General features: G+C 67.0%; 18 protein-coding genes. 9 read left to right on the forward strand and 9 right to left on the reverse strand.

What is annotated here, in order from left to right; translation table 11 throughout:
• Position 1: 1 nt before the first annotated feature.
• The 3 genes from ACI48I_RS16515 to ACI48I_RS16525 form a co-directional block, all read right to left on the reverse strand.
• Complete coding sequence (locus ACI48I_RS16515) at positions 2-2,845, reverse strand: M16 family metallopeptidase (RefSeq protein WP_498574816.1); 2,844 nt, start codon at positions 2,843-2,845, stop codon at positions 2-4.
• Positions 2,846-2,936: 91 nt separating this feature from the next.
• Entirely contained in the window at positions 2,937-3,920 is a 984-nt protein-coding gene (locus ACI48I_RS16520) for a sensor domain-containing diguanylate cyclase (RefSeq protein WP_498575039.1), read from the reverse strand.
• A gap of 224 nt (positions 3,921-4,144) precedes the next feature.
• On the reverse strand, positions 4,145-5,086 hold the full coding sequence (locus tag ACI48I_RS16525; protein WP_498574817.1) for a sensor histidine kinase: 942 nt from the start codon (positions 5,084-5,086) through the stop codon (positions 4,145-4,147).
• 201 nt (positions 5,087-5,287) lie between these two features.
• On the opposite strand from ACI48I_RS16525, the gene queE reads away from it, so the two are divergent.
• From queE to nadC, 8 genes are all read left to right on the forward strand, one after another.
• Positions 5,288-5,923, forward strand: a complete 636-nt coding sequence (queE, locus tag ACI48I_RS16530) for a 7-carboxy-7-deazaguanine synthase (protein ID WP_193685826.1) — start codon at positions 5,288-5,290, stop codon at positions 5,921-5,923.
• 16 nt (positions 5,924-5,939) lie between these two features.
• The gene (gene queD, locus ACI48I_RS16535) at positions 5,940-6,386 is read left to right on the forward strand and encodes a 6-carboxytetrahydropterin synthase QueD (protein ID WP_193685827.1); all 447 of its coding nucleotides are present in this window, start codon (positions 5,940-5,942) and stop codon (positions 6,384-6,386) included.
• The gene (gene tadA, locus ACI48I_RS16540; RefSeq protein WP_193685828.1) at positions 6,379-6,912 is read left to right on the forward strand and encodes a tRNA adenosine(34) deaminase TadA; all 534 of its coding nucleotides are present in this window, start codon (positions 6,379-6,381) and stop codon (positions 6,910-6,912) included. Before queD ends, tadA begins: the two co-directional genes overlap by 8 nt.
• Before the next feature lie 149 nt (positions 6,913-7,061).
• The gene (locus ACI48I_RS16545; RefSeq protein ID WP_498574818.1) at positions 7,062-7,988 is read left to right on the forward strand and encodes an alpha/beta fold hydrolase; all 927 of its coding nucleotides are present in this window, start codon (positions 7,062-7,064) and stop codon (positions 7,986-7,988) included.
• The gene (gene ldcA / locus ACI48I_RS16550; protein ID WP_498574819.1) at positions 7,985-8,914 is read left to right on the forward strand and encodes a muramoyltetrapeptide carboxypeptidase; all 930 of its coding nucleotides are present in this window, start codon (positions 7,985-7,987) and stop codon (positions 8,912-8,914) included. Before ACI48I_RS16545 ends, ldcA begins: the two co-directional genes overlap by 4 nt.
• Before the next feature lie 93 nt (positions 8,915-9,007).
• Positions 9,008-10,609, forward strand: coding sequence for an ABC-F family ATPase (locus tag ACI48I_RS16555; RefSeq protein ID WP_498574820.1), 1,602 nt, complete (start codon positions 9,008-9,010; stop codon positions 10,607-10,609).
• Positions 10,610-10,720: 111 nt separating this feature from the next.
• The gene (gene nadA / locus ACI48I_RS16560; protein ID WP_193685832.1) at positions 10,721-11,854 is read left to right on the forward strand and encodes a quinolinate synthase NadA; all 1,134 of its coding nucleotides are present in this window, start codon (positions 10,721-10,723) and stop codon (positions 11,852-11,854) included.
• On the forward strand, positions 11,851-12,729 hold the full coding sequence (nadC, locus tag ACI48I_RS16565) for a carboxylating nicotinate-nucleotide diphosphorylase (RefSeq protein WP_498574821.1): 879 nt from the start codon (positions 11,851-11,853) through the stop codon (positions 12,727-12,729). Before nadA ends, nadC begins: the two co-directional genes overlap by 4 nt.
• A 57-nt stretch (positions 12,730-12,786) precedes the next feature.
• Here nadC and ACI48I_RS16570 read toward each other — a convergent pair whose 3' ends face one another.
• Complete coding sequence (locus ACI48I_RS16570) at positions 12,787-13,842, reverse strand: alpha/beta fold hydrolase (RefSeq protein ID WP_498574822.1); 1,056 nt, start codon at positions 13,840-13,842, stop codon at positions 12,787-12,789.
• Positions 13,839-14,738, reverse strand: coding sequence for an NAD-dependent protein deacetylase (locus ACI48I_RS16575; RefSeq protein ID WP_193685834.1), 900 nt, complete (start codon positions 14,736-14,738; stop codon positions 13,839-13,841). Before ACI48I_RS16575 ends, ACI48I_RS16570 begins: the two co-directional genes overlap by 4 nt.
• 145 nt (positions 14,739-14,883) lie before the next feature.
• Here ACI48I_RS16575 and ACI48I_RS16580 point away from each other — a divergent pair, with 145 nt between their 5' ends.
• The gene (locus ACI48I_RS16580; protein WP_498574823.1) at positions 14,884-15,417 is read left to right on the forward strand and encodes a Cif family virulence factor; all 534 of its coding nucleotides are present in this window, start codon (positions 14,884-14,886) and stop codon (positions 15,415-15,417) included.
• Between the two features lie 7 nt (positions 15,418-15,424).
• Here ACI48I_RS16580 and ACI48I_RS16585 read toward each other — a convergent pair whose 3' ends face one another.
• The 4 genes from ACI48I_RS16585 to ACI48I_RS16600 all read right to left on the reverse strand — a co-directional run bounded on the left by ACI48I_RS16585 (position 15,425) and on the right by ACI48I_RS16600 (position 19,703).
• Positions 15,425-16,321 carry a DMT family transporter gene (locus tag ACI48I_RS16585; protein WP_193685836.1) on the reverse strand — a complete coding sequence of 299 codons (897 nt, stop codon included), beginning with the start codon at positions 16,319-16,321 and terminating at the stop codon, positions 15,425-15,427.
• 14 nt (positions 16,322-16,335) lie between these two features.
• Positions 16,336-17,976, reverse strand: a complete 1,641-nt coding sequence (nadB, locus tag ACI48I_RS16590) for an L-aspartate oxidase (RefSeq protein ID WP_498574824.1) — start codon at positions 17,974-17,976, stop codon at positions 16,336-16,338.
• Positions 17,977-18,060: 84 nt separating this feature from the next.
• The gene (locus ACI48I_RS16595) at positions 18,061-18,864 is read right to left on the reverse strand and encodes an alpha/beta hydrolase family protein (protein ID WP_193685838.1); all 804 of its coding nucleotides are present in this window, start codon (positions 18,862-18,864) and stop codon (positions 18,061-18,063) included.
• Positions 18,861-19,703: a hydrolase 2, exosortase A system-associated gene (locus tag ACI48I_RS16600; protein WP_498574825.1), complete on the reverse strand. Its 843-nt coding sequence runs from the start codon at positions 19,701-19,703 to the stop codon at positions 18,861-18,863. Before ACI48I_RS16600 ends, ACI48I_RS16595 begins: the two co-directional genes overlap by 4 nt.
• Positions 19,704-19,793: the final 90 nt, after the last annotated feature.

A 19,793-nucleotide genomic window follows, 5' to 3' on the forward strand; every position in this document is an offset into this window, starting at 1 on the left:
CTTACTCGGCGAAGGCTTGCGCCGCCGGCGTGATCCTGACGTTCTCCGGCCTGATGCCCAGCTTCATCGCACCGATCAGCTTATCCTCCTCGAGCACGGCCTGCGGCTTGGCCGCATCGTAGGTAATGGTCGAGAAGGCGTCGCTCACCAGCGCGTCCTTCAGGCCGGCAGCATCCTTCGTGATGAAGACGACCGAGAGATCGCGCGCCGACAGATGCTTTTTGATGGCCGCGTTCACGTCGGCCACGCTCAGCTTCGCCAGTCCCTCGCGCATCATGCGGGTAAATTCCGGCGTGCCGTACCACTGGGCGTCGAGCGCATAGCCCAGGCGCTGGTCCTGGGTCGCGGTCATGACGAAGACGTTCTTCATCAGGTAATCGCGCGTGGTATCGAAGTCCTCTTTGCTCAGGCCCCGTTCGACCAGTTTCCCCAGTTCCGACAGGGCCAGGCGCAGCGCGAAGTGCGCGTTTTGCGGCGCCACCGGACGGATCCAGACCTCGAACAGCTGCGCCTTGCGGCCCAGGTTCGGATTCGGGAAGAACTGGAACATCCCGCGCGGGAAGGCTTCGATATAGGCGTAGTCGCCGTAGTTCATGCCGCGCAGCTCGCGGATCTGCTGGTACAGGTGCGAGCTCGAGGCGCGGTGTTCGCCGAGCCAGGTCTTGGCCAGCCACAGGGCCGGGAAGTCGGGGTGCGAACGCGTCACGGCCAGGGGCAGGCCGAAGGAAATCGCGGTGGCGCGGGTGTTCTTTTCGATGATCTCGACTTCCAGGCCGTGCGGCTTGCGGCCCTGGGGCAGGCTTGTGGCCGCCAGTCCGGCGCCGGCCGGCAGACGTGCCAGCGCGGTCTTCAGGGAGGCCGTCATGCCCTCGCTGACGTCGCCCGAAATGCCGACGCGTACTGCGCCCTGGGTATACGCCTGCCGGTAAAACGCCTTGACGTCGTCGAGCGTGATCGACTCGATTCCCTTCAGGGTGCCAAGCACCGGATGGGCATATGGCGTGCCGGCATAGACGTTCGCCTGCAGGCGCTCCTTGCCGAATTCTTCCTCGTTGTTGTCCTTCAGGTCGAGGAGCAGGGCGTTCTTTTGCGCGTCCTTCAGGCGGCGGAAGTCTTCTTCGCGAAAGCCCGGTTCCAGCAGCAGCGGCAGGGCGATGGCGAGGTAGTCGTTCCAGTTGTCCTTGTGGATCGAGCCGCTGAAGGTCGTCATCTCCTTGTCGACCTGTTCGGAGAAGCTGCCGGCCAGCGGGAACAGCGCTTTCGTGACTTCGTCGATCTTGCGCTCGCGCGAGCCGCCTGACGCGACCATGGCGGCGGTGAGCGTGGCCAGGCCTTTCTTGCCCTGCGGGTCGTGGGCGGAACCGGCGGCGAACAGCAGCTTGAAGCGTACCTGCGGCAGCGCCGATTTCTGTACCAGGACCTCGAACTTCGCCTCGCCCGCGGCGGGCGCCAGCGCGGCCAGCTTCGGCAAGGCCTCGATCCCGCCTGGCAAGGCGTCGTGCGCCAGGGTGGTGACGACCATGCTGTCGTCGACCAGGTATTTGCGCGCCGCGGCCTGCAGGTCGGCCGGGGTCAGGCTGTCGACCACGCGGTAGTAGCGGTTCAGGGTGCCGTAGGAGCGGTTGAAGTGGACGTAGGAGGCCAGGGTGGAGGCGATCTGCTCGGTGTTGTCGAGGGTGCGCACCAGGCCGTATTTCTGCGCCGATTTCGCGTCGGCCAGTTCCTTGGCGCTTACCTGCGTCTCGCGCAGGCGCGCCACGGTGTCCAGGATCGCGTCGCGCACATACAGGGCGTCGGCGGGCTTCTTCACGCGCGCGCCGATCGTGGCCAGGGTCGGGTCGACCCGGTTCGGCGTGAAATCGAACAGCTGGTCGACCTTCTGCTCGTCCTGCACCAGGCGCTTGTACAGCGGCGAGGTGCGTCCGAACGACAGCGAGAGCAGCATGGCCAGCGCCGCATTGTCTTTCGTCGTGTCGGAGAAGGCGGGGGCGCGGAAGGCGACGGTGACCAGCGGCAGGGTCGGCGTCGGCCACGGCACGTGGCGGTACTGGGCGCCGCGCGCGGGCGGTTCGGCCGGGACCGGCGCCGTGTAACTGCCTTTCTTCCAGCCCGACCAGTATTTCTCGACCATGGCGATCGCCTTGTCGGGGTCGACGTCGCCGGCGACGATGATGGTCGTCTTTTCGGGCCGGTACCAGCGGTCGAAGAAGACCTTCGAATACGCGTACTGGTTCGGCATGTCCTCGATGTCCTTCAGGAAGCCCATCGTGGTGTGTTTATAGGTGTGCGTGCTGAAGGCGGCGTCGCGCTGGACTTCGAACAGCTTCTGCATCGGGTTGGCGCTGTTCTTGTTGTACTCGCCCAGCACCGCACGCGACTCGGTCTTGAACGCCTCGATCGGGTAGTCGAGGTGCTGGAAGCGGTCGGCCTCGACCTTCAGGACCGTTTCCAGGTCTTCCTTGGCGAAGGTCGTGTAGTAATTCGTGAGGTCGTCGCTCGTGTACGCGTTCTGGCGGGCGCCGGCACGGGTGATGATTTCCTGGTATTTCGCGGGCGGGTAGGCCTTGGTGCCGCGGAACATCATGTGTTCGAAGAAGTGCGCGAAGCCCGATTTGCCGGGCTCGACTTCGTTGCGCGAACCGGTCTGGACCGGAATCGTCACCGACACCAGGTTCGGCAGGCCGGTCGGCACGACGATGATCTTCAGCCCGTTGGCGAGGGTTTTCTCGGTCGCCTTGAAGGGCAGGACGTCGCCCGTGGTTTTGGCGGGCGCGGCCGCAGCGGCCAGCGCCGGGCTCGAAGCGAGCGCGGACAGCGCGATCGCCGTCGAAATGAGTTTGGACACACTGTCTCCTTGGAAAAAAATCTAGCGCGAAGCATAAGATATTCCCCAGGGAATGAACAGCGAGATCAGATATGCATGTGAAGGCGCGGACTCAGCCGCCCTCGGCCGACGGCAGGCTGATGCGGTTGCGCCCGAGGTGCTTGGCGCGGTACAGGGCGGCATCGGCGATCGCCACCAGCTCGCTCGCGCAATTGTCCGGTCCGGCGATCGCGGTGGCGGCGCCGATCGACACCGTTACCTTGCGCAGGGGCGCCAGGCCGCTCGGCAGCTGCAGCTGTTCGACGCGGCGGCGGATGCGTTCGGCGACGATGGCCGCGCCCTTGAGCGCCTGGTTCGGCAGGATCACGGCGAACTCCTCGCCGCCGTAGCGCGCCACCAGGTCGTTGGCGCGCATTTCGCTGGCGACGGCGGTGGCGATGCGCTTCAGGCATTCGTCGCCGCCGAGGTGGCCGTTGGCGTCGTTATAGGCTTTGAAATTGTCGACGTCGACCATCAGCAGCGAAATCGGCTGGCTCTGGCGCAGGGCGCGCGCCCATTCGGCGGCGAGGGTGTCGTCGAAGCAGCGGCGGTTGGCCAGGCCGGTCAGGCCGTCGCGCGTGGCCAGCTTTTCCAGTGCGAGCAGGGCCATCTTTTCGTCGGTCAGGTCGCGCAGGGTTTCGACGACGGCTTTCAGGCGGCCGTTGTCGTCGAAGATCGGGCTGGCGTCGGCAGCCAGGTAGCGGCGCTTGCCGGCGCGCGGCATGTCGCACCAGGTTTCGACCGACAGCGGCGCGCTGTTGCACGACTGGTTCCCCGGCTGCGTGCCCGCCTGGGGCTTGCCGTGGCGCGGGTAGATGTGGCGGATTTCGTCGAGCCGGTTCTGGATCACCAGGTCGGCCAGGGTAGGGCGCGGCTCGTCGTAGAAGCTGCGCCAGTGGTTGTCGGTGCCGACGATTTCGCTGGCGGGCACGCCGGTCAGGCGTTCGCAGGCCCGGTTCCAGATCAGGACCTGGGCCTTGCTGTCGAGTACGAATGCAGGCACCGCCAGCATCTCCATCAGCTGGTAGGCGAAGGCCAGGTCGGCGGCCGGGGCCATCGACTCCGTGATCTTGGCCGGCAGGCCGGCATGCGCGTTTGCGGGAGGCATCCCGTCGATCGGCGGGCTGGTGGTGAGCGGGCTGGTCACGCACTGCATTGCTGTACTGGTCATCAGTCGGCCTTTTTCCGTTAAGCAATTTGTTGATTGCTGACAAGGTCCGATTCTGCGACTGCGGCTCCCGCACGCTATTGATGTGGAGCAATCTGCTCCGGATTGACAATTCAACTGAGGGCGAAACCCCGGGTCGAGGGCAGGGTCAGCGCCAGCGCGGTTCCGCCGCCCGGTGCGGCGGCGATACGCAGGGCGCCGCCCGAGGCTTCGACCCGTTCGCGCATGCCCGCGAGGCCGCAGGCGCAGCGCCGGCCGCCATGTTGGGCGGCGCGGGTACTGCCGTCACCGTTGTCGTCGATACGCAACGTTACCCCCGTGTCGCCGCGCTGCAAACGTACGTGCACCTCCGTGGCGCTGGCCTGGTCGGCAAGCTCGGTCAGTGCTTCCTGCAAGACCCGGTAGAGCAGGGCGTCCGCGTCGAAGGCCGCGCATTCGGGTTCCATCAGGGTGCCGGGAGCGATCTCGAGCTGGTGGGCGATGCCGTTCAGGCGCGTGAATTCGTTCAGCTGGCGCTCGAGCGCGGCGCGCAAGCCCTCGTTCAGGGCCAGCGGGCGCAGTCCATTGACCACCCCGCGCAGGGAGTTCAGGGCCAGGTCGAGGGTGCCGATCATGGCGCCGGCGCGCGCATGCACCGAGGCCTGCACCCCGAGTGAGGCCGCCTGCAGCAGGGACAGTTCGACCCGCAGGGTCAACAGGGTCTGGCCGAGTTCGTCGCCGATCTCGCGTGCGATCCGGCCGCGCTCGCTGTCGCGGGCGCTGTCCTGCTGGCGCACCAGCTTCGACAGGACGGTCTGGGTGTCGGCCAGGTTGGTCTCGGCGGCGCGGCGGGCGTCCTGTTCGCGCGCCAGGCGCGTGGCCAGTTCGCGGGCGCGGTCGTCGGCGTCGATCGCGCGGCGCAGCAGCAGGCAGACCGCGGCGCCGGCACCGAGCAGCCAGACGACCGTCGTCAGGGTCGACAGGCTCGGCGTTGTCACGGGCAGCGTGGCGCCGAAGGCGCAGGCCGCGCCGACGAGGGCGATCGTGATGACGGGGACGCTGCCGGCTGTTTTCATGACGCTCCTTCCGACGGGTTATCAGAAATTTCCTCTAATCAAGTTACCGCTAGTCGTCAAGCGTTGTTTTGTCTGGAGTCAATACCCAAGCCGGATGGCAATTTTGGCAAACGGCCCTGCAATGAAGCCGAAGCCCAGGGCAGGACACTCGGCAAGCGCGCTTTCGGCGCGGTATAATGGAAGGTTGACGAGAGGCTTAACGTGACTTACAGCATTAAAGAGATTTTCTACACCTTGCAGGGAGAAGGGGCGCACGCCGGCCGGCCGGCTGTGTTCTGCCGCTTCTCCGGTTGCAACCTGTGGACCGGGCGCGAAGCCGATCGCGCGACCGCCGTCTGCACCTTCTGCGATACCGATTTCGTCGGCACCGACGGCGAACGCGGCGGCAAGTTCCGCGATGCCGAAGCCCTCGCCGCCGAGATCGACAGCCTGTGGCCCGCGAGCCACGCGCCTAGCAAGTACGTCGTCTTCACCGGCGGCGAGCCGCTGCTGCAGCTCGACGAGGCGCTGATCGCGGCCATGCATGCGCACGGCTTCACGATCGCCATCGAAACCAACGGCACCCTGCCGGTGCCGCCCGGCGTCGACTGGATCTGCGTGAGCCCGAAGATGGGTTCGAAGCTGGTCGTCGAGAAGGGCAACGAGATCAAGGTCGTGATCCCGCAGGCGAACCAGGACCTGGCCGCCTACGAGCATCTCGACTTCGACAATTTCTTCGTGCAGCCGATGGACGGCCTGCTGGCCGCGCAAAATACGCGCCTGGCGATCGAGACCTGCCGCCGCAATCCGAAGTGGAAGCTCAGCCTTCAGACCCATAAACTGCTGCAAATCCCGTAAGAAAAGAACCACCCAGATGCTCACTATTACCCGCAAGCTCGAATTCGATGCCGGACACCGGATTCCCGACCACAAAAGCCAGTGCCGCAACCTGCACGGCCACCGCTACACCCTCGAAATCACCCTGGTGGGCGAGGTGATCCAGGCCGAGGGCAACTCGGACAACGGCATGATCATGGACTTCTCCGACATCAAGGCCCTGGCCAAGGAGCACCTGGTCGACGTCTGGGACCACGCCTTCATCGTCTACGAAAAGGACGACAAGGTGCGCGACTTCCTGGCCAGCCTGCCCGGCCACAAGACGGTCGTGATCGACCGCATCCCGACTGTGGAAAACCTGGCGCAAGTGGCCTTCGGCATCCTGAAGGCGGCCTATACCGACCGCTTCGGCACCGGCCTGCACCTGCATAAACTGGTGCTGCACGAAACGCCGAACTGCTGGGCCGAGATCACCGATGCCTGACAGCGCCGAGCTCGCTGCGACCCTGCCGGCCGGCGCCGTGCATGATGCGGTGCGTGATGCCGCGCTGGATGCCAAATTCATGCGCATCGCCCTGGCGCAGGCCGAGCTGGCGCGCCTCGAGGGCGAGGTGCCGGTCGGCGCCGTCGTCGTCAAGGATGGCGAAGTGGTGGCGGTCGGCTACAACCAGCCGATCGGGCGTCACGACCCGACCGCGCACGCCGAGGTCGTGGCCCTGCGCGCAGCGGCCGAGAAGCTCGGCAACTACCGGCTGCCCGGCTGCGAGCTCTACGTCACCCTGGAACCCTGCGCCATGTGTTCGGGCGCGATGATGCATGCGCGGCTGGCGCGCGTCGTGTATGCGGCAAGCGACCCGAAGACCGGGGTTTGCGGGTCGGTGCTCGACCTGTTCGCGCACGCGGTGCTGAATCACCACACCGAAGTCGCCGGGGGCGTGCTGGCCGGGGAGGCGAGCGCCATGCTCAAAGGCTTCTTTGCCGAACGGCGAGCGGCTGCGCGTCGAACCTGAGGGCTTGACCTGCTGACCTGCGTCCGCGAAGACGCGCACGCACAGCCACGGGCGCCGCGGCTGCAGTGAAAATGCTATGCTGGTTTCATCCGGCCGCCGTGCGGCGCAACAGACACCAGCTTCCACTTCACCGGCTCCCTTTCACTACCATGCCGACGCTGACCGCCAACGGAATCCGCATCGCCTTCGACACCGCCGGGGACGCCAAGTCCGCGCCGGTGCTGCTGGTGCAGGGCCTCGGCATGCAGCTGACGAGCTGGCCCGAGGAATTCGTCGACGGCCTGGTCGAGCTGGGCTTCTACGTCATCCGTTTCGATCACCGCGACAGCGGGCTGTCGACCAAGTTCGACCGCGCCGGCAAGCCGAACCGCGCCTGGAGCTGGCTGAGGTCGCACCTGAAGCTCCCCGCCAAACCCGCTTACCACCTCGAGGACATGGCCGACGACGCCCTTGGCGTGCTGTCGGCGCTGGGCGTGGCGCGCGCCCACCTGGTGGGCGTGGCCATGGGCGGCATGGTGGCGCAGATCCTCGCCGCGCGCCACCCGCAGCGCGTGCTCAGCCTCGCCTCGGTCATGTCGAGCAGCGGCAAGCGCGGCCTGCCCGGGCCGACGCCGGCCGTGCGCCAGGCGCTGTTGCGCCGTCCGGCCAACCCGAACGACGTCGATTCGATCATCGAAGCGGCCGTCGGCCTGCAGCAGGCGATCGGTAGCCCGGCCTATCCGACGCCGGAAAAGCAGCTGCGCCGGCGCGCCGCGCGGGCCTTGCGGCGCTGCTATTGCCCGTCCGGCGCAGTGCGCCAGATGCAGGCGGTCGAGGCCGCACCGGAACGCAGCGAACTGCTGCGCTCGATCCTCGCGCCCACCGTCGTGATCCACGGCGCAGCCGACCCCCTGGTGCCGCCAGGTTGCGGCGAGGATACGGCCGCGCAGATACCGGGCGCGCGCCTGGAAATCATCCAGGGCATGGGGCACGACCTGCCGGCCCAGCTGAACGAGCGAATGCTTGCCTTGATCGACGCCAACGCGCGCGGTAAGATGACGCCGGACTCAACACCCCGGCTCTTCGTCAAACAGTGATCACATCCCCTATCGGCGTCGCCATCGTGGCGCCTTCCGGCTGCGTGCCGGACCCAGCCTCAGTCGAGCGCGGCATCGCCTACCTGCAGGCGTGCGGCTGCCGCGTGCATAATTACTATGACCACGGCGCCATCCACCAGCGCTTCGGCGGCACCGACGAGGCGCGCCTGGCCGCGCTGTACGCGGCGGCCGACAACCCCGAGGTCGATATCGTGATGGCCGCGCGCGGCGGCTATGGCCTGACGCGCCTGATGCCCGCCATCGATTTCGAGCGCCTGGCCGCCAGCGGCAAGCTGTTCGTCGGCTATTCCGACATCACGGCGCTGCAGATGGGCCTGTATGCCAGGACGGGCGCACTCAGCTACGCAGGCCCGTTTGCCGCGAGCGATTTCGGCCTGCCGGAGCCGGACCCGTTCACCCAGGAGCAGTTCTGGTCCTGCCTGGCCGGTCCCACCCACTCGATCCTGGAGACCGCGGCCGGCAACCCGCGCGTGGAAGCCTGCGGCACCATCTGGGGCGGCAACCTGGCGATGGTCGCATCGCTGATCGGCACCGAATGGTTCCCGCGCATCGACGGCGGCATCCTGTTCGTGGAAGACGTCGCCGAGCACCCGTACCGGGTCGAGCGCATGCTGCTGCAATTGCACCAGGCGGGCGTTCTGGCGCGCCAGCAGGCCCTCGTGCTCGGCGATTTCTCCGGTTACCGGCTGGGCGCGATGGACAACGGCTACGACTTCGAGGCCATGCTCGCTTACCTGCGCCAGACGGTCCCGATCCCGGTCATCAACGGCCTGACCTTCGGACATGGCCTGCGCCGGGTCACGATTCCGTTCGGCGCCCAGGCCAGGCTGGTCTCGGACGAGGCCGGCTTCCGGCTGACGATGAGCAACTACCCGACCCTGCGTCGAGCCCAGGCCTGCGCCTGAGCGGCTGCGCGAGAGCAGCCCGTGGCACCCCGGCACGCGCCCGGGGTGGTAAAATACCCGGTTAATCGAACACGCTTCTAAAGGTTTCCACCAGTGCTCTCCACAGCTAACATCACAATGCAATTCGGCGCCAAGCCGCTCTTCGAGAACATCTCCGTCAAGTTCGGCGATGGCAACCGTTACGGCCTGATCGGCGCCAACGGCTGCGGCAAGTCGACCTTCATGAAGATCCTCGGCGGCGACCTCGAACCGTCGGCCGGCAACGTCAGCCTCGACACCGGCGAGCGTCTGGGTAAATTGCGCCAGGACCAGTTCGCGTATGAAGACGTGCGCGTGCTCGACGTCGTCATGATGGGCCACACCGAGCTGTGGGACGCCATCGCCCAGCGCGACGCCATCTACGCCAATCCGGAAGCGACCGACGACGACTACATGCGCGCCGCCGAACTGGAAGGCAAGGTCGCCGAATACGACGGCTACTCAGCCGAAGCCCGCGCCGGCGAACTGCTGCTGGGCCTGGAAATCGCGAGCGAACTGCACCAGGGACCGATGAGCGCCGTGGCGCCCGGCTGGAAGCTGCGCGTGCTGCTGGCCCAGGCCCTGTTCTCGAACCCGGACATCCTGCTGCTCGACGAACCGACCAACAACCTGGACATCAACACGATCCGCTGGCTGGAAGACGTGCTGAACCAGCGCAATTCGACGATGATCATCATTTCCCACGATCGTCACTTCCTGAACCAGGTCTGCACCCACATCGCCGACATGGACTACGGCACCCTGAAGGTGTATCCGGGTTCCTACGACGACTACATGCTGGCCTCGACCCAGGCGCGCAACCAGCAGCTGGCGAACAACGCCAAGGCCAAGGAAAAGGTCGCGGAACTGCAGGAATTCGTGCGCCGCTTCTCGGCCAACAAGTCCAAGGCGCGCCAGGCCACCTCGCGCGCCAAGATGATCGACAAGATCAAGATCGAGGACTTCAAGCCGTCCTCGCGCGCCTATCCGTTCGTGCGCTTCGAGGGCGAGAAGAAGCTGCACCGCCTGGCCGTCGAGACCGAGGGCCTGACCAAGGCCTACGACCGCACCCTGTTCAAGAATTTCTCGATCATGATCGAGGCAGGCGAGCGGGTTGCCATCATCGGCGCCAACGGTGCCGGTAAAACCACGCTGCTGCGCTGCATCGGCGGCGCAGACATCACCGGCCTGTCCGCCGACCACGGCCGCACCAAGTGGGCCGAGAACGCCAACGTCGGCTACATGCCGCAGGATCCGACCGAGGAATTCGCCACCGACGCGCTGCTGACCGACTGGATGGGCCGCTGGACGAAAGAGGGCGACGACGACCTGGCCGTGCGCTCGATCCTGGGCCGCCTGCTGTTCGGCGGCGACGAAGTCAAGAAATCGGTGCGCGTGCTGTCCGGCGGCGAAAAGGGCCGCATGATGTACGGCAAGCTGATGCTGGGCCGTCACAACGTGCTGCTGCTCGACGAGCCGACCAACCACATGGACATGGAATCGATCGAGTCGCTCAACATCGCGCTCGACAAGTACGAAGGCACGCTGATCTTCGTCTCGCACGACCGCGAATTCGTCTCTTCGCTCGCCACCCGCGTGCTGGAAGTGAAGGAAAACGAAGTCGTCGACTTCCGCGGCACCTACGAGGAATACCTGACCAGCCAGGGCATCGATTAAGGTACGTGGCGGCTTGTCATGCGGGCATCTGGCCCGCATGACCCCACGCGTTCAACCGGCGCTGGCTTGGCATGCGCCGGTATCACTGCCGGACAAGAGAGCATATAACGCATGAACATCCTGCCCATCCAGACCTACGAATACGACCACCCGCAAGGCGGCAACGCCTGCACCGCGCAAGCCTGGGCACGCACCCCCGCACCCCTCGCCAGCGAAGAAAAAGCGGAACTGAAAGAGCGCATCCGCCGCCTGCTGAAGGAAAAAGAAGCCGTCCTCGTCGCCCACTACTACGTCGACCCCGACCTGCAGGACCTGGCCGAGGAAACCGGCGGCTGCGTCTCGGATTCGCTCGAGATGGCCCGCTTCGGCCGCGACCATCCGGCGAAGACCCTGGTCGTCGCCGGCGTGCGCTTCATGGGCGAGACCGCGAAAATCCTGAGCCCCGAAAAGACGATCCTGATGCCCGACCTGGAAGCGACCTGTTCGCTCGACCTGGGCTGCCCGGCCGACGAATTCGCCGCTTTCTGCGACCAGCATCCGGACCGCACGGTCGTGGTCTACGCGAATACCAGCGCCGCCGTGAAAGCGCGCGCCGACTGGATGGTGACGTCCTCGATCGGCCTGGACATCGTCAAGCACCTGCACGAGCAGGGCAAGAAGATCCTGTGGGCGCCCGACCGCCACCTCGGTTCGTATATCCAGAAGCAGACCGGCGCCGACATGCTGCTGTGGCAGGGTTCCTGCATCGTGCACGACGAGTTCAAGGGCATCGAACTCGACCTGCTGAAGGCTGAATACCCGGATGCGAAAGTGCTGGTGCACCCCGAGTCGCCCGCCAACGTCGTGGCCCAGGCCGACGTGGTCGGCTCGACCACCCAGCTGATCAACGCCGCGGTGACGCTGCCGGCGACCCAGTTCATCGTCGCCACCGACAACGGCATCCTGCACAAGATGCGCGCCGCCGCGCCGGGCAAGCACTTCATCGAAGCGCCGACCGCCGGCAACAGCGCGACGTGTAAAAGCTGCGCCCATTGCCCGTGGATGGCTATGAACGGCCTGAAGAACCTGGCCGAGGTGCTTGAATCGGGCGCAAATGAAGTCTTCGTCGACCCGGCGATCGGCAAGGAGGCCGTTCGCGCGATCGACCGTATGCTGGACTTCGCCGCCGCCAGGAAAGCGCAGGCGCTGCCGAGCGGAGCGCTGGAACAGAACGCCCAACTCTTCTCGAATGTAGGCCCCGCATGACGACGCTGAAGAACCCCCACGATGCCTTCGACGACAAGCTGCAGGCCTCGTTCGAACAGAACATCCTGGCCGCGCTGCTGGAAGACATCGGGACCGGCGACCTGACCGGCATGCTGGTGCCCGAAGAACCGCGCGCCCAAGCACGGGTTCTGGTGCGCGAAGCGGCCGTTCTCTGCGGCGCACCCTGGTTCGAAGGCGTGATGCTGGCCGTCGACCAGGACATCGAGATCGACTGGAAGTATGCCGAGGGCGACCTGATGGCGAAGGACAGCATCGTCTGCACGATAACCGGCTCGCCCCGTTCGCTGCTGACCGCCGAGCGCGCGGCCCTGAACTTCATGCAGCTGCTGTCGGGCGTGGCGAGCGCCACCCGCAAGTACGTCGACGTGATCGCGGGGACGAATGCCGCCATCCTCGACACCCGCAAGACCTTGCCCGGCCTGCGCCAGGCGCAGAAATACGCGGTGCGCGTCGGCGGCGGCAAGAACCAGCGCATGGCTTTATACGACGGCATCCTGATCAAGGAAAACCACATCGCCGCGGCCGGCGGCGTCACCGCTGCCCTGAACAATGCCGCGGCATTGAACGCCGGCCGGGGTTCCAACGTTCCGGTGCAGATCGAGGTCGAGACCATCGCCCAGCTCGAGGAAGCGCTGGCCGCGGGTGCGAAGTCCGTCCTGCTGGATAACTTCGACCTCGGCATGATGCGCGAAGCGGTGCAGGTGAATGCGGGCCGCGCGCTGCTGGAGGCCTCGGGCGGCATCAACATGGAGACCGTGCGCGCGATCGCGGAGACGGGCGTGGACCGGATTTCGATCGGCAGCCTGACCAAGGATGTGCGGGCGACGGATTATTCGCTGCGGATCATCGGCTGAGCGGACCACGACAAGCGCACGAAAAAGGGCGGGCTCTTCAAAGGACCCCGCCCTTTTTTACACCCCGCTCTCGCTCGCCCTCGCCAGGGCTTCCGCCCGCGGGCTGCGCAATCCGATCGGCTCTCCCACCTGGGCCGCGATGGCATCGACGGCGGCGACGATCTGCTCCGGATGCGCATAATGCACCATGTGCCCCACGCCCGGCTGCAGGTGCAGCTCGCTCGAATGCCCCTCGTCCTGCAGCGCCTCGTGCAGCCGCTCGGACTGGACCGCCGGCTTGACGATCTTGTCCTGGGTGCCCGTGATGATCTGCACCGGCACGCGCAACTGATCGACCCGTTTCGACAGCGACATCGCCGCCGGCACCATCAGCGCCGCCTCCGCTCCGCTGGCGCGCAGCTGCTTCGGCCGCAGCGCCATCCAGGGCGACAGCTGGCGGAAGCGTTCCGGCACCTTCATCGGCGAGAACACGCGCTTGCTGAGCAGCGGCCACAGCATGCGCGAGATCAGGGGCGACACCGTATAGCGCATCAGGTCGCCGATGATCGGAATCGCCGGCTGCGCGACCACCGGCACGTCCAGGCGCAGGGTAGGGTAGAAGTAGCCCGACAGCAGCACCAGGCCGCGCACGAAGTCGGGCATCTGCAGGCCCATGGCGAGCGCGACCATCGTTCCCCAGGAATGGCCGAGCACGATCGCCGAATCGACCCCGATCTCCTGCAGCGCGTGATGCAGCAGGCGCGCCTGGGCATCCGGGGTCCAGACCGTGCTGCGCGGCCGGTCGCTGTAGCCGTAGCCGGGACGGTCGAAGGCGATCACCCGGTAGCGCGCGCTCAATTGCTCCATCAGGCCGCTGTACTCGAAGTCGTTGGCGAAGACGCCGTTCCCGTGCAGCAGCACCAGGGCCGGCCCGCTGCCGCGCTCGAGATAGTGCAGGCGCACGCCGTCGACTTCGACGAACTTGCCGCGCGGCGGGTTCTCGCGTTCGGCCTGGGCGGTCTTGCTGCGCACGACCAGGAAGGCGGCTGCCAGGCCGAGGCCGGCGACGATGGCGCCGGTGGACAGGCCCGAACCGGATGGGCGGGAGATGATGCTGCGGAATGAACTCGTCACTGTGTTTCCCCTTGTGCAAAATGTTGGAGTGGAGTGTCTCCTCCGGTCTGGTTCAACAGGTGTGCGACGCCTGGAAGCAGGTGCTCGGCCTGCTTCTCGATCTTGAGCGTCAGCAGCGGGTCGGCCCGGGTGTAGCCGAGATTCACCGCCGCGATCGGTTTGCCGGCCGCGTGGGCCAGGCGGCAAAAGCGAAAGCCGGAAAACACCACGAGCGAGGACCCGACCACGAGCAGTGCGTCGGCTGCGTCCATCATCGCAACCGCGGCGGCGGTACGGGCGGCAGGGACGTTGTCGCCGAAGAAGACGACGTCCGGCATGAGCGTGCCGCCGCAATGCGGACAGGCGGGCAGGCGAAAGTCAGCCAGCGCCTCCGGTTCCAGCTGTGCATCGCCGTCCGGCAGGGGCGTGGCGACGATGTTCGCGAAGTGCGGGTTGGCGGCCACCAGCTGCTCCTGGACGGAGGCGCGCGAGCTGCGCTCCCCGCAGTCCAGGCAGACGGTGAGGTGGATGTTCCCGTGGAGTTCAATCACGGCGCGGCTGCCGGCCTGGGTATGCAGGCCGTCGACATTCTGGGTCAGCAGCGCGCGCAGGTGGCCGCCCTGTTCGAGCGCGGCCAGCGCCCGGTGACCGGCGTTCGGACGGGCGCCGGCCAGCACCGGCCAGCCGACCATGCTGCGCGCCCAGTAACGCCGCTGCGCGGCCTGCGAGCGGCGGAACTCTGGGCCCTGGGTCGGCAGGTTGCCGCGCCTGACGCCCTCGCGGTCGCGGTAGCCCGGAATGCCGGAGGCGGTCGACATGCCCGCGCCGGTCAGGACCAGCGTGTTCGGATGGCGCGCCAGGAAGTCCGCCAGTTGCGTGGCGTGCTCGTGCTCATGCTCGTCGAATCCTTCTGCCATCGTAATGCTTTCTCCCGTTCTGCTGGGATCGTAGCACCCTTGCAGGTTCAGCCGACACACGATTCCGGGTGTTCATCACAGCGCGATTGCGGGCAGGCGGGCGCCGGCCTACGCTGGCCGCTCCGACATCCTGAAAGGAAAACCCATGCGATACCTGATTCTGGCCATATTGAGCGCGTTTGCGATGATCGTCACCTCAGCAGATGCGGCCGATGCGGCCGTGGCGCCCGCCCACGTCGGGCGCCACACGGCCACGGTGGAAGACGAGCGCGAGATCCGGCAGGTGGTGGCCGAGTTCCAGTCCGCGCTGAAGACGAAGAACACCTACCAGCTGGCCTCGCTGATGCTCCACAGCGACATCGAATTCGCGTCGCCGACGCCGCCCGAGGTACTCCGGAAGCTCCAGGAATCGGTCGATCCGAACGCCGTGCCCGTGCGCGCCGGCGGCTTGCGCGATTTCGCGCGCTTCATCCGCGACAGCAAAGTGCCGGTCGAAGAGCGCTTCGACAACCTGAACATCACCCAGGACAAGCACATCGCCTGGGTGATGTTCGATTACGAGTTCGTGGAAGACGGCAAGGTCGGGAATTACGGGATCGAGACCTGGCAGATGACGAAGAATATCGAGGGCAAATGGAAGATCGCCAGCGTCTGGTGGAGCACCAACCTGATGCAGTGAGCGCCGCTTACCTTGCCGAGACGGCGATGCCGCCGACGATCAACCCGAAGGCCAGCGCGTGGTACAGGTGCGGCGCCTCGCCCAGAAAAGCGGACGAGAGCAGCGCCGTGAAGAGCGGGGTCAGGTTGATGAAGAAGGAGCCGAGCGTCGGCCCCGCCTTTTGCAGGCCTGCGCCCCAGCAGCGCATCGCCAGGATCGCCGGCCCGATCGCGACGTACAGCAGGGCGGCCGCGAGCGGCCAGCTCCACGCGATCACGACATCCTTGACAGCCCATTCGGCAGCCGACAGGGCCGCCGACCACAGCACGCCATAGCCGACCTGGGCCAGCAGGAAAGCGGCCCAGTCGGCGCGCAGGCCGGGCACATCGCGCTGCTGCATCAGCATCCAGCTGTAGAAGGACCAGGCGATCGTCGCCAGGATCATGTACAGGTCGCCGGGCACCAGGCGCAGGGCCGCCAGCTGGCCGATGTCGCCGCGGCACAGCACCACCAGCACGCCTGCGATCGAGAGCAGCGCGCCGGCGACCTGCTTCGGCTTCACCGGCGCCTTGTAGAAGAGCTTCCCGACCAGCAGCATCCAGACCGGCATGCCGGAGGCCACCAGGGTGACGTTGATCGGGGTCGAGCTTTGCAGGGCCAGGTATTGCAGCGAGTTGTAGAGGCCGATGCCGAGCAGGCCGAGCATGCTGTAGCGGCGCCAGTTGGACAGCACGCCGCTGCCGGGAGCGAACATCGCGCGCCCGAGCGGCAGCAGCACTACCAGGGCGATGCTCCAGCGCAGCAGGTTGAGCGTCATCGGGGGCACGGCGTCGCGCACCATGCGGCCGACGATGGCGTTGCCGGCCCAAAGCAGGGGCGGCACCGTCAGCAGCAGCGCCGTGGGGAGGGTCAGTTTGCGGTTCAAGGCGGAACGTGAGCTTAGCGCCGCTCGGGCGTCAGGACGCTCGGCAGCGCCTTCGGCAGCGTGTCCGGATAGTCGCGCGAATAATGCAGGCCACGGCTTTCGTGGCGCGAGAGCGCGCTGTTGACGATCAGCGAGGCCACGTCGACCAGGTTGCGCAGCTCCAGCAGGTCGTGCGTGATGCGGAAATTGCGGTAGTACTCGTCGATCTCTTCCTTCAGCAGCTTGATCCGGTGCTGGGCGCGTTCGAGGCGCTTGGTGGTGCGCACGATGCCGACGTAATTCCACATGAAGCGGCGCAGCTCGTCCCAGTTATGGGCGATGACGACTTCCTCGTCGGCGTTGGTGACGCGGCTTTCGTCCCAGGGCGGCAGCACCGGATTCTCGGCCCGCGGCGCGGCTGCGATCTGGCTGGCGCAGGCGCGGCCGACGACCACGCATTCGAGCAGCGAATTGCTGGCCAGGCGGTTCGCGCCGTGCAGGCCGGTGCAGGCCGTTTCGCCGACCGCGTACAGGCCGGGGATGTCGGTGCGCCCGGCCAGGTCGGTGACCACGCCGCCGCAGGTGAAGTGCACCGCCGGCACGACCGGGATCGGTTCTTTGGTGATGTCGATGCCCAGTTCCAGACAGCGCGCGTAGATGGTCGGGAAGTGCTCCTTCAGGAACTCCGGGCTCTGGTGGCTGATGTCGAGGTGGACGTAATCGAGGCCGCGCTTCTTCATCTCGAAGTCGATGGCACGCGCCACCACGTCGCGCGGGGCCAGTTCGCCGCGTTCGTCGTGGGCCGGCATGAAGCGCGTGCCGGCCGCGACGCCGGCTTCCGGCGGCAGTTTCAACAGGCCGCCTTCGCCGCGGATCGCTTCCGTGATCAGGAAGGATTTGGCATACGGGTGGTACAGGCAGGTCGGGTGGAACTGGATGAATTCCATGTTCGACACGCGGCAGCCGGCGCGCCAGGCCATCGCGATGCCGTCGCCGGTGGCGGTGTCGGGATTGGTCGTGTACAGGTAGACCTTGCCGGCGCCGCCGGTGGCCAGCACCGTGTGCTCGGCCTCGAAGGTCAGGACCTTGCCGCTCTGTTCGTCCTGCACGTAGAGGCCGTGGCAGCGCGGCTGGCCGACCAGGTGGGGAGTTCCGCTGTGAACCGCGCCATGCACACCCTTGCCGCTCAGTTTGTCCGAGGTGATGACGTCGATCGCGCAGTGCTGCTCGAACAGCGAAATGTTCGGATGGGCGCGCACCTTCTGTTCCAGCGTGACCTGTACCGCGTGGCCGGTGGCGTCGGCGGCGTGGATGATGCGGCGCTGGCTGTGGCCGCCCTCGCGGGTCAGGTGGAAGCCCAGCTCCGCCGTCGCGTCGCGCGTAAACGGCACGCCTTGCTCGATCAGCCATTCGATCGCTTCGCGGCCGTGCTCGACGATGTAGCGGGTGGCCCCTTCGTCGCACAGCCCGGCGCCGGCCACCAGGGTGTCGGCAATGTGCTGGTCGTGGCTGTCGCCGGAATCGAGGACGGCGGCGATGCCGCCCTGGGCCCAGTTGCTGGCGCCGTCGAGCAGCGCCCGTTTCGAGATGATGGCAACCTTGCGCGTTTGCGCGAGGTGCAGGGCCACCGACAGGCCGGCCAAACCGCTGCCGACAATTGCGACGTCAAATTTCATGGCACGTTTAATGTTTGTACAAGAGCATTACTATAGTCGATTTGCCGTGGATGCGTTCCCCCCGTGCCCGGGGAGGCCACCAGCCTACCAGGAACCCAGCCAGCTGGCGCAGGCAAAGGCGACGGCATCGCGCCAGGCGCTGCGCCGGCTGTCGGCGCCGGCATGCGCGATCTCGACCCGGCGGCTGCGCGGGTACTGGCCCACGAGCGCGCGGGTGGCGTCGCTGCCGGGAGCCTGGGCGCCGCCGCAGACCAGCAGTACGCGCCCGCCGAAGCCGGCCAGGGCCTGGGCGAGCGCCGGCGCCAGCTTCTGCCCGGGCGCTTCGCCTCCGGGCCCGCGCCCGACGGCGCGGCTGGCTGCCTGGCGAAAGGCAGCGGCACGCCGGAACAGGCGGTCGGCGGCCGAGCGCGGCCCGTAGCGCAGGACCGGCGTGTTTTCCGGCGCGCGACCGGTGCCGCCGCCCCGCTGCGGCAGCAAGGGGTCGAGCACAGGGTCGAGCAAGGCCAGGCCGGCGATGCGCGTGTCGCCGGCGGCATACAGCGCGGCGGCAGCAGCCGCGTCGCCCGGCGCCAGGATCACGCATTCCTTCATTTCGGGGACATGGAAGAAGAATTCTTTCATGGCTGCGCCGACGTCCTCGACGCCCTGGCCGATCGCCTGCCCCTCGCTGTCGCCGGCGCCGGCGCGGTCGAAACGCATCACGGCCACGCCGCGCGCCGCCAGCAGGCGCGAGAGCAGGGTGAACTGGCGATGGCTGCCGGCGCGGTACTGGCTGCTGTCGGCCAGGATCAGCATGCCGCGCACCAGCGGCCGTTCGGGGACGTCGACGATGCCGATCAGGGCATTGCCGGCGCAGTGAAAGCGCAGCGCACGCTGTTCGAGTTTCATGCCGGATCTCCTGTAAACAGGTCGCAGGTCGCCGCGCGCAGGGACGGGCAATCGAGTTCGCCCGCGCCGCTCCAGAGCGGCGAACCCTCGAGCGGATGGAAATGCAGGGTCGCGCCGGCCGCGCGCCAGCGTTCGCCGAGGCGGGCGGCACTGGCCGCCAGTTTCGAGGGCGCCGGACCGCCGTAGGCGAACCAGTGCACGGGGCAGGGCGGCAGCACCACGTGGGCGGCGTCGCAGGCATCGATGGCTTTGACCAGCGGCACCGCCACTTCGAAGCCGCCGACCTCGATCGCGCCGTGCACGGCGAGCTGCGCGCGCAACGCCGCCGTGCTGCGCGGCGCTCCGGGGGCGGGATCCTGGAGTTGCTCGGACAGGCGCAGGAACTGGTTGATGCAGGCGCGCCCGCTCATGTAGGGCTGCCACAGCAGCACCCGGCATGCCGCCAGGCGCACCGCCGCGTCGAGCGCCAGCAGGCCGCCCAAGCGCAGGCCCCACAGGGTCAGCGGTCCGTTGCCGCGGTCGGCAAGCCAGGCGGCGGCCTGGGCCAGGTCGGCGTGCCAGATCTGCCAGCGCCCCGCATTGAACTCGCCGCAGCTGTCGCCGCAACCGAACAGGTCGATTTGCAGCACCGCGTAGCCGAGTGCGGCAAAGGCGCGCGACTGCAGGGCCGCCATCCGCCGCGTTCGGCTGAGCTCGCCGGCGAAGGGATGGACGTAGAGGATCGAGCCGCGCGGCGCCACGTGGGGATTCGGCGCGTGGTACAGGGAAAAGCGCGTGCCAGGCTCGGCATCGAAGAAAAAGGGCTCCACGCGCGGCGTGGTCAGCAGCGGAGCATTCATGGCCTGTCATCTCCTGCACTCTGGGGCCGGGCGCGCGCAGGGCGTGTCGAGGCCGGTTTAAGGACGTAACGATCATGCATTTATGTCAAT

Source organism: Massilia sp. LXY-5, from assembly GCF_059801075.1.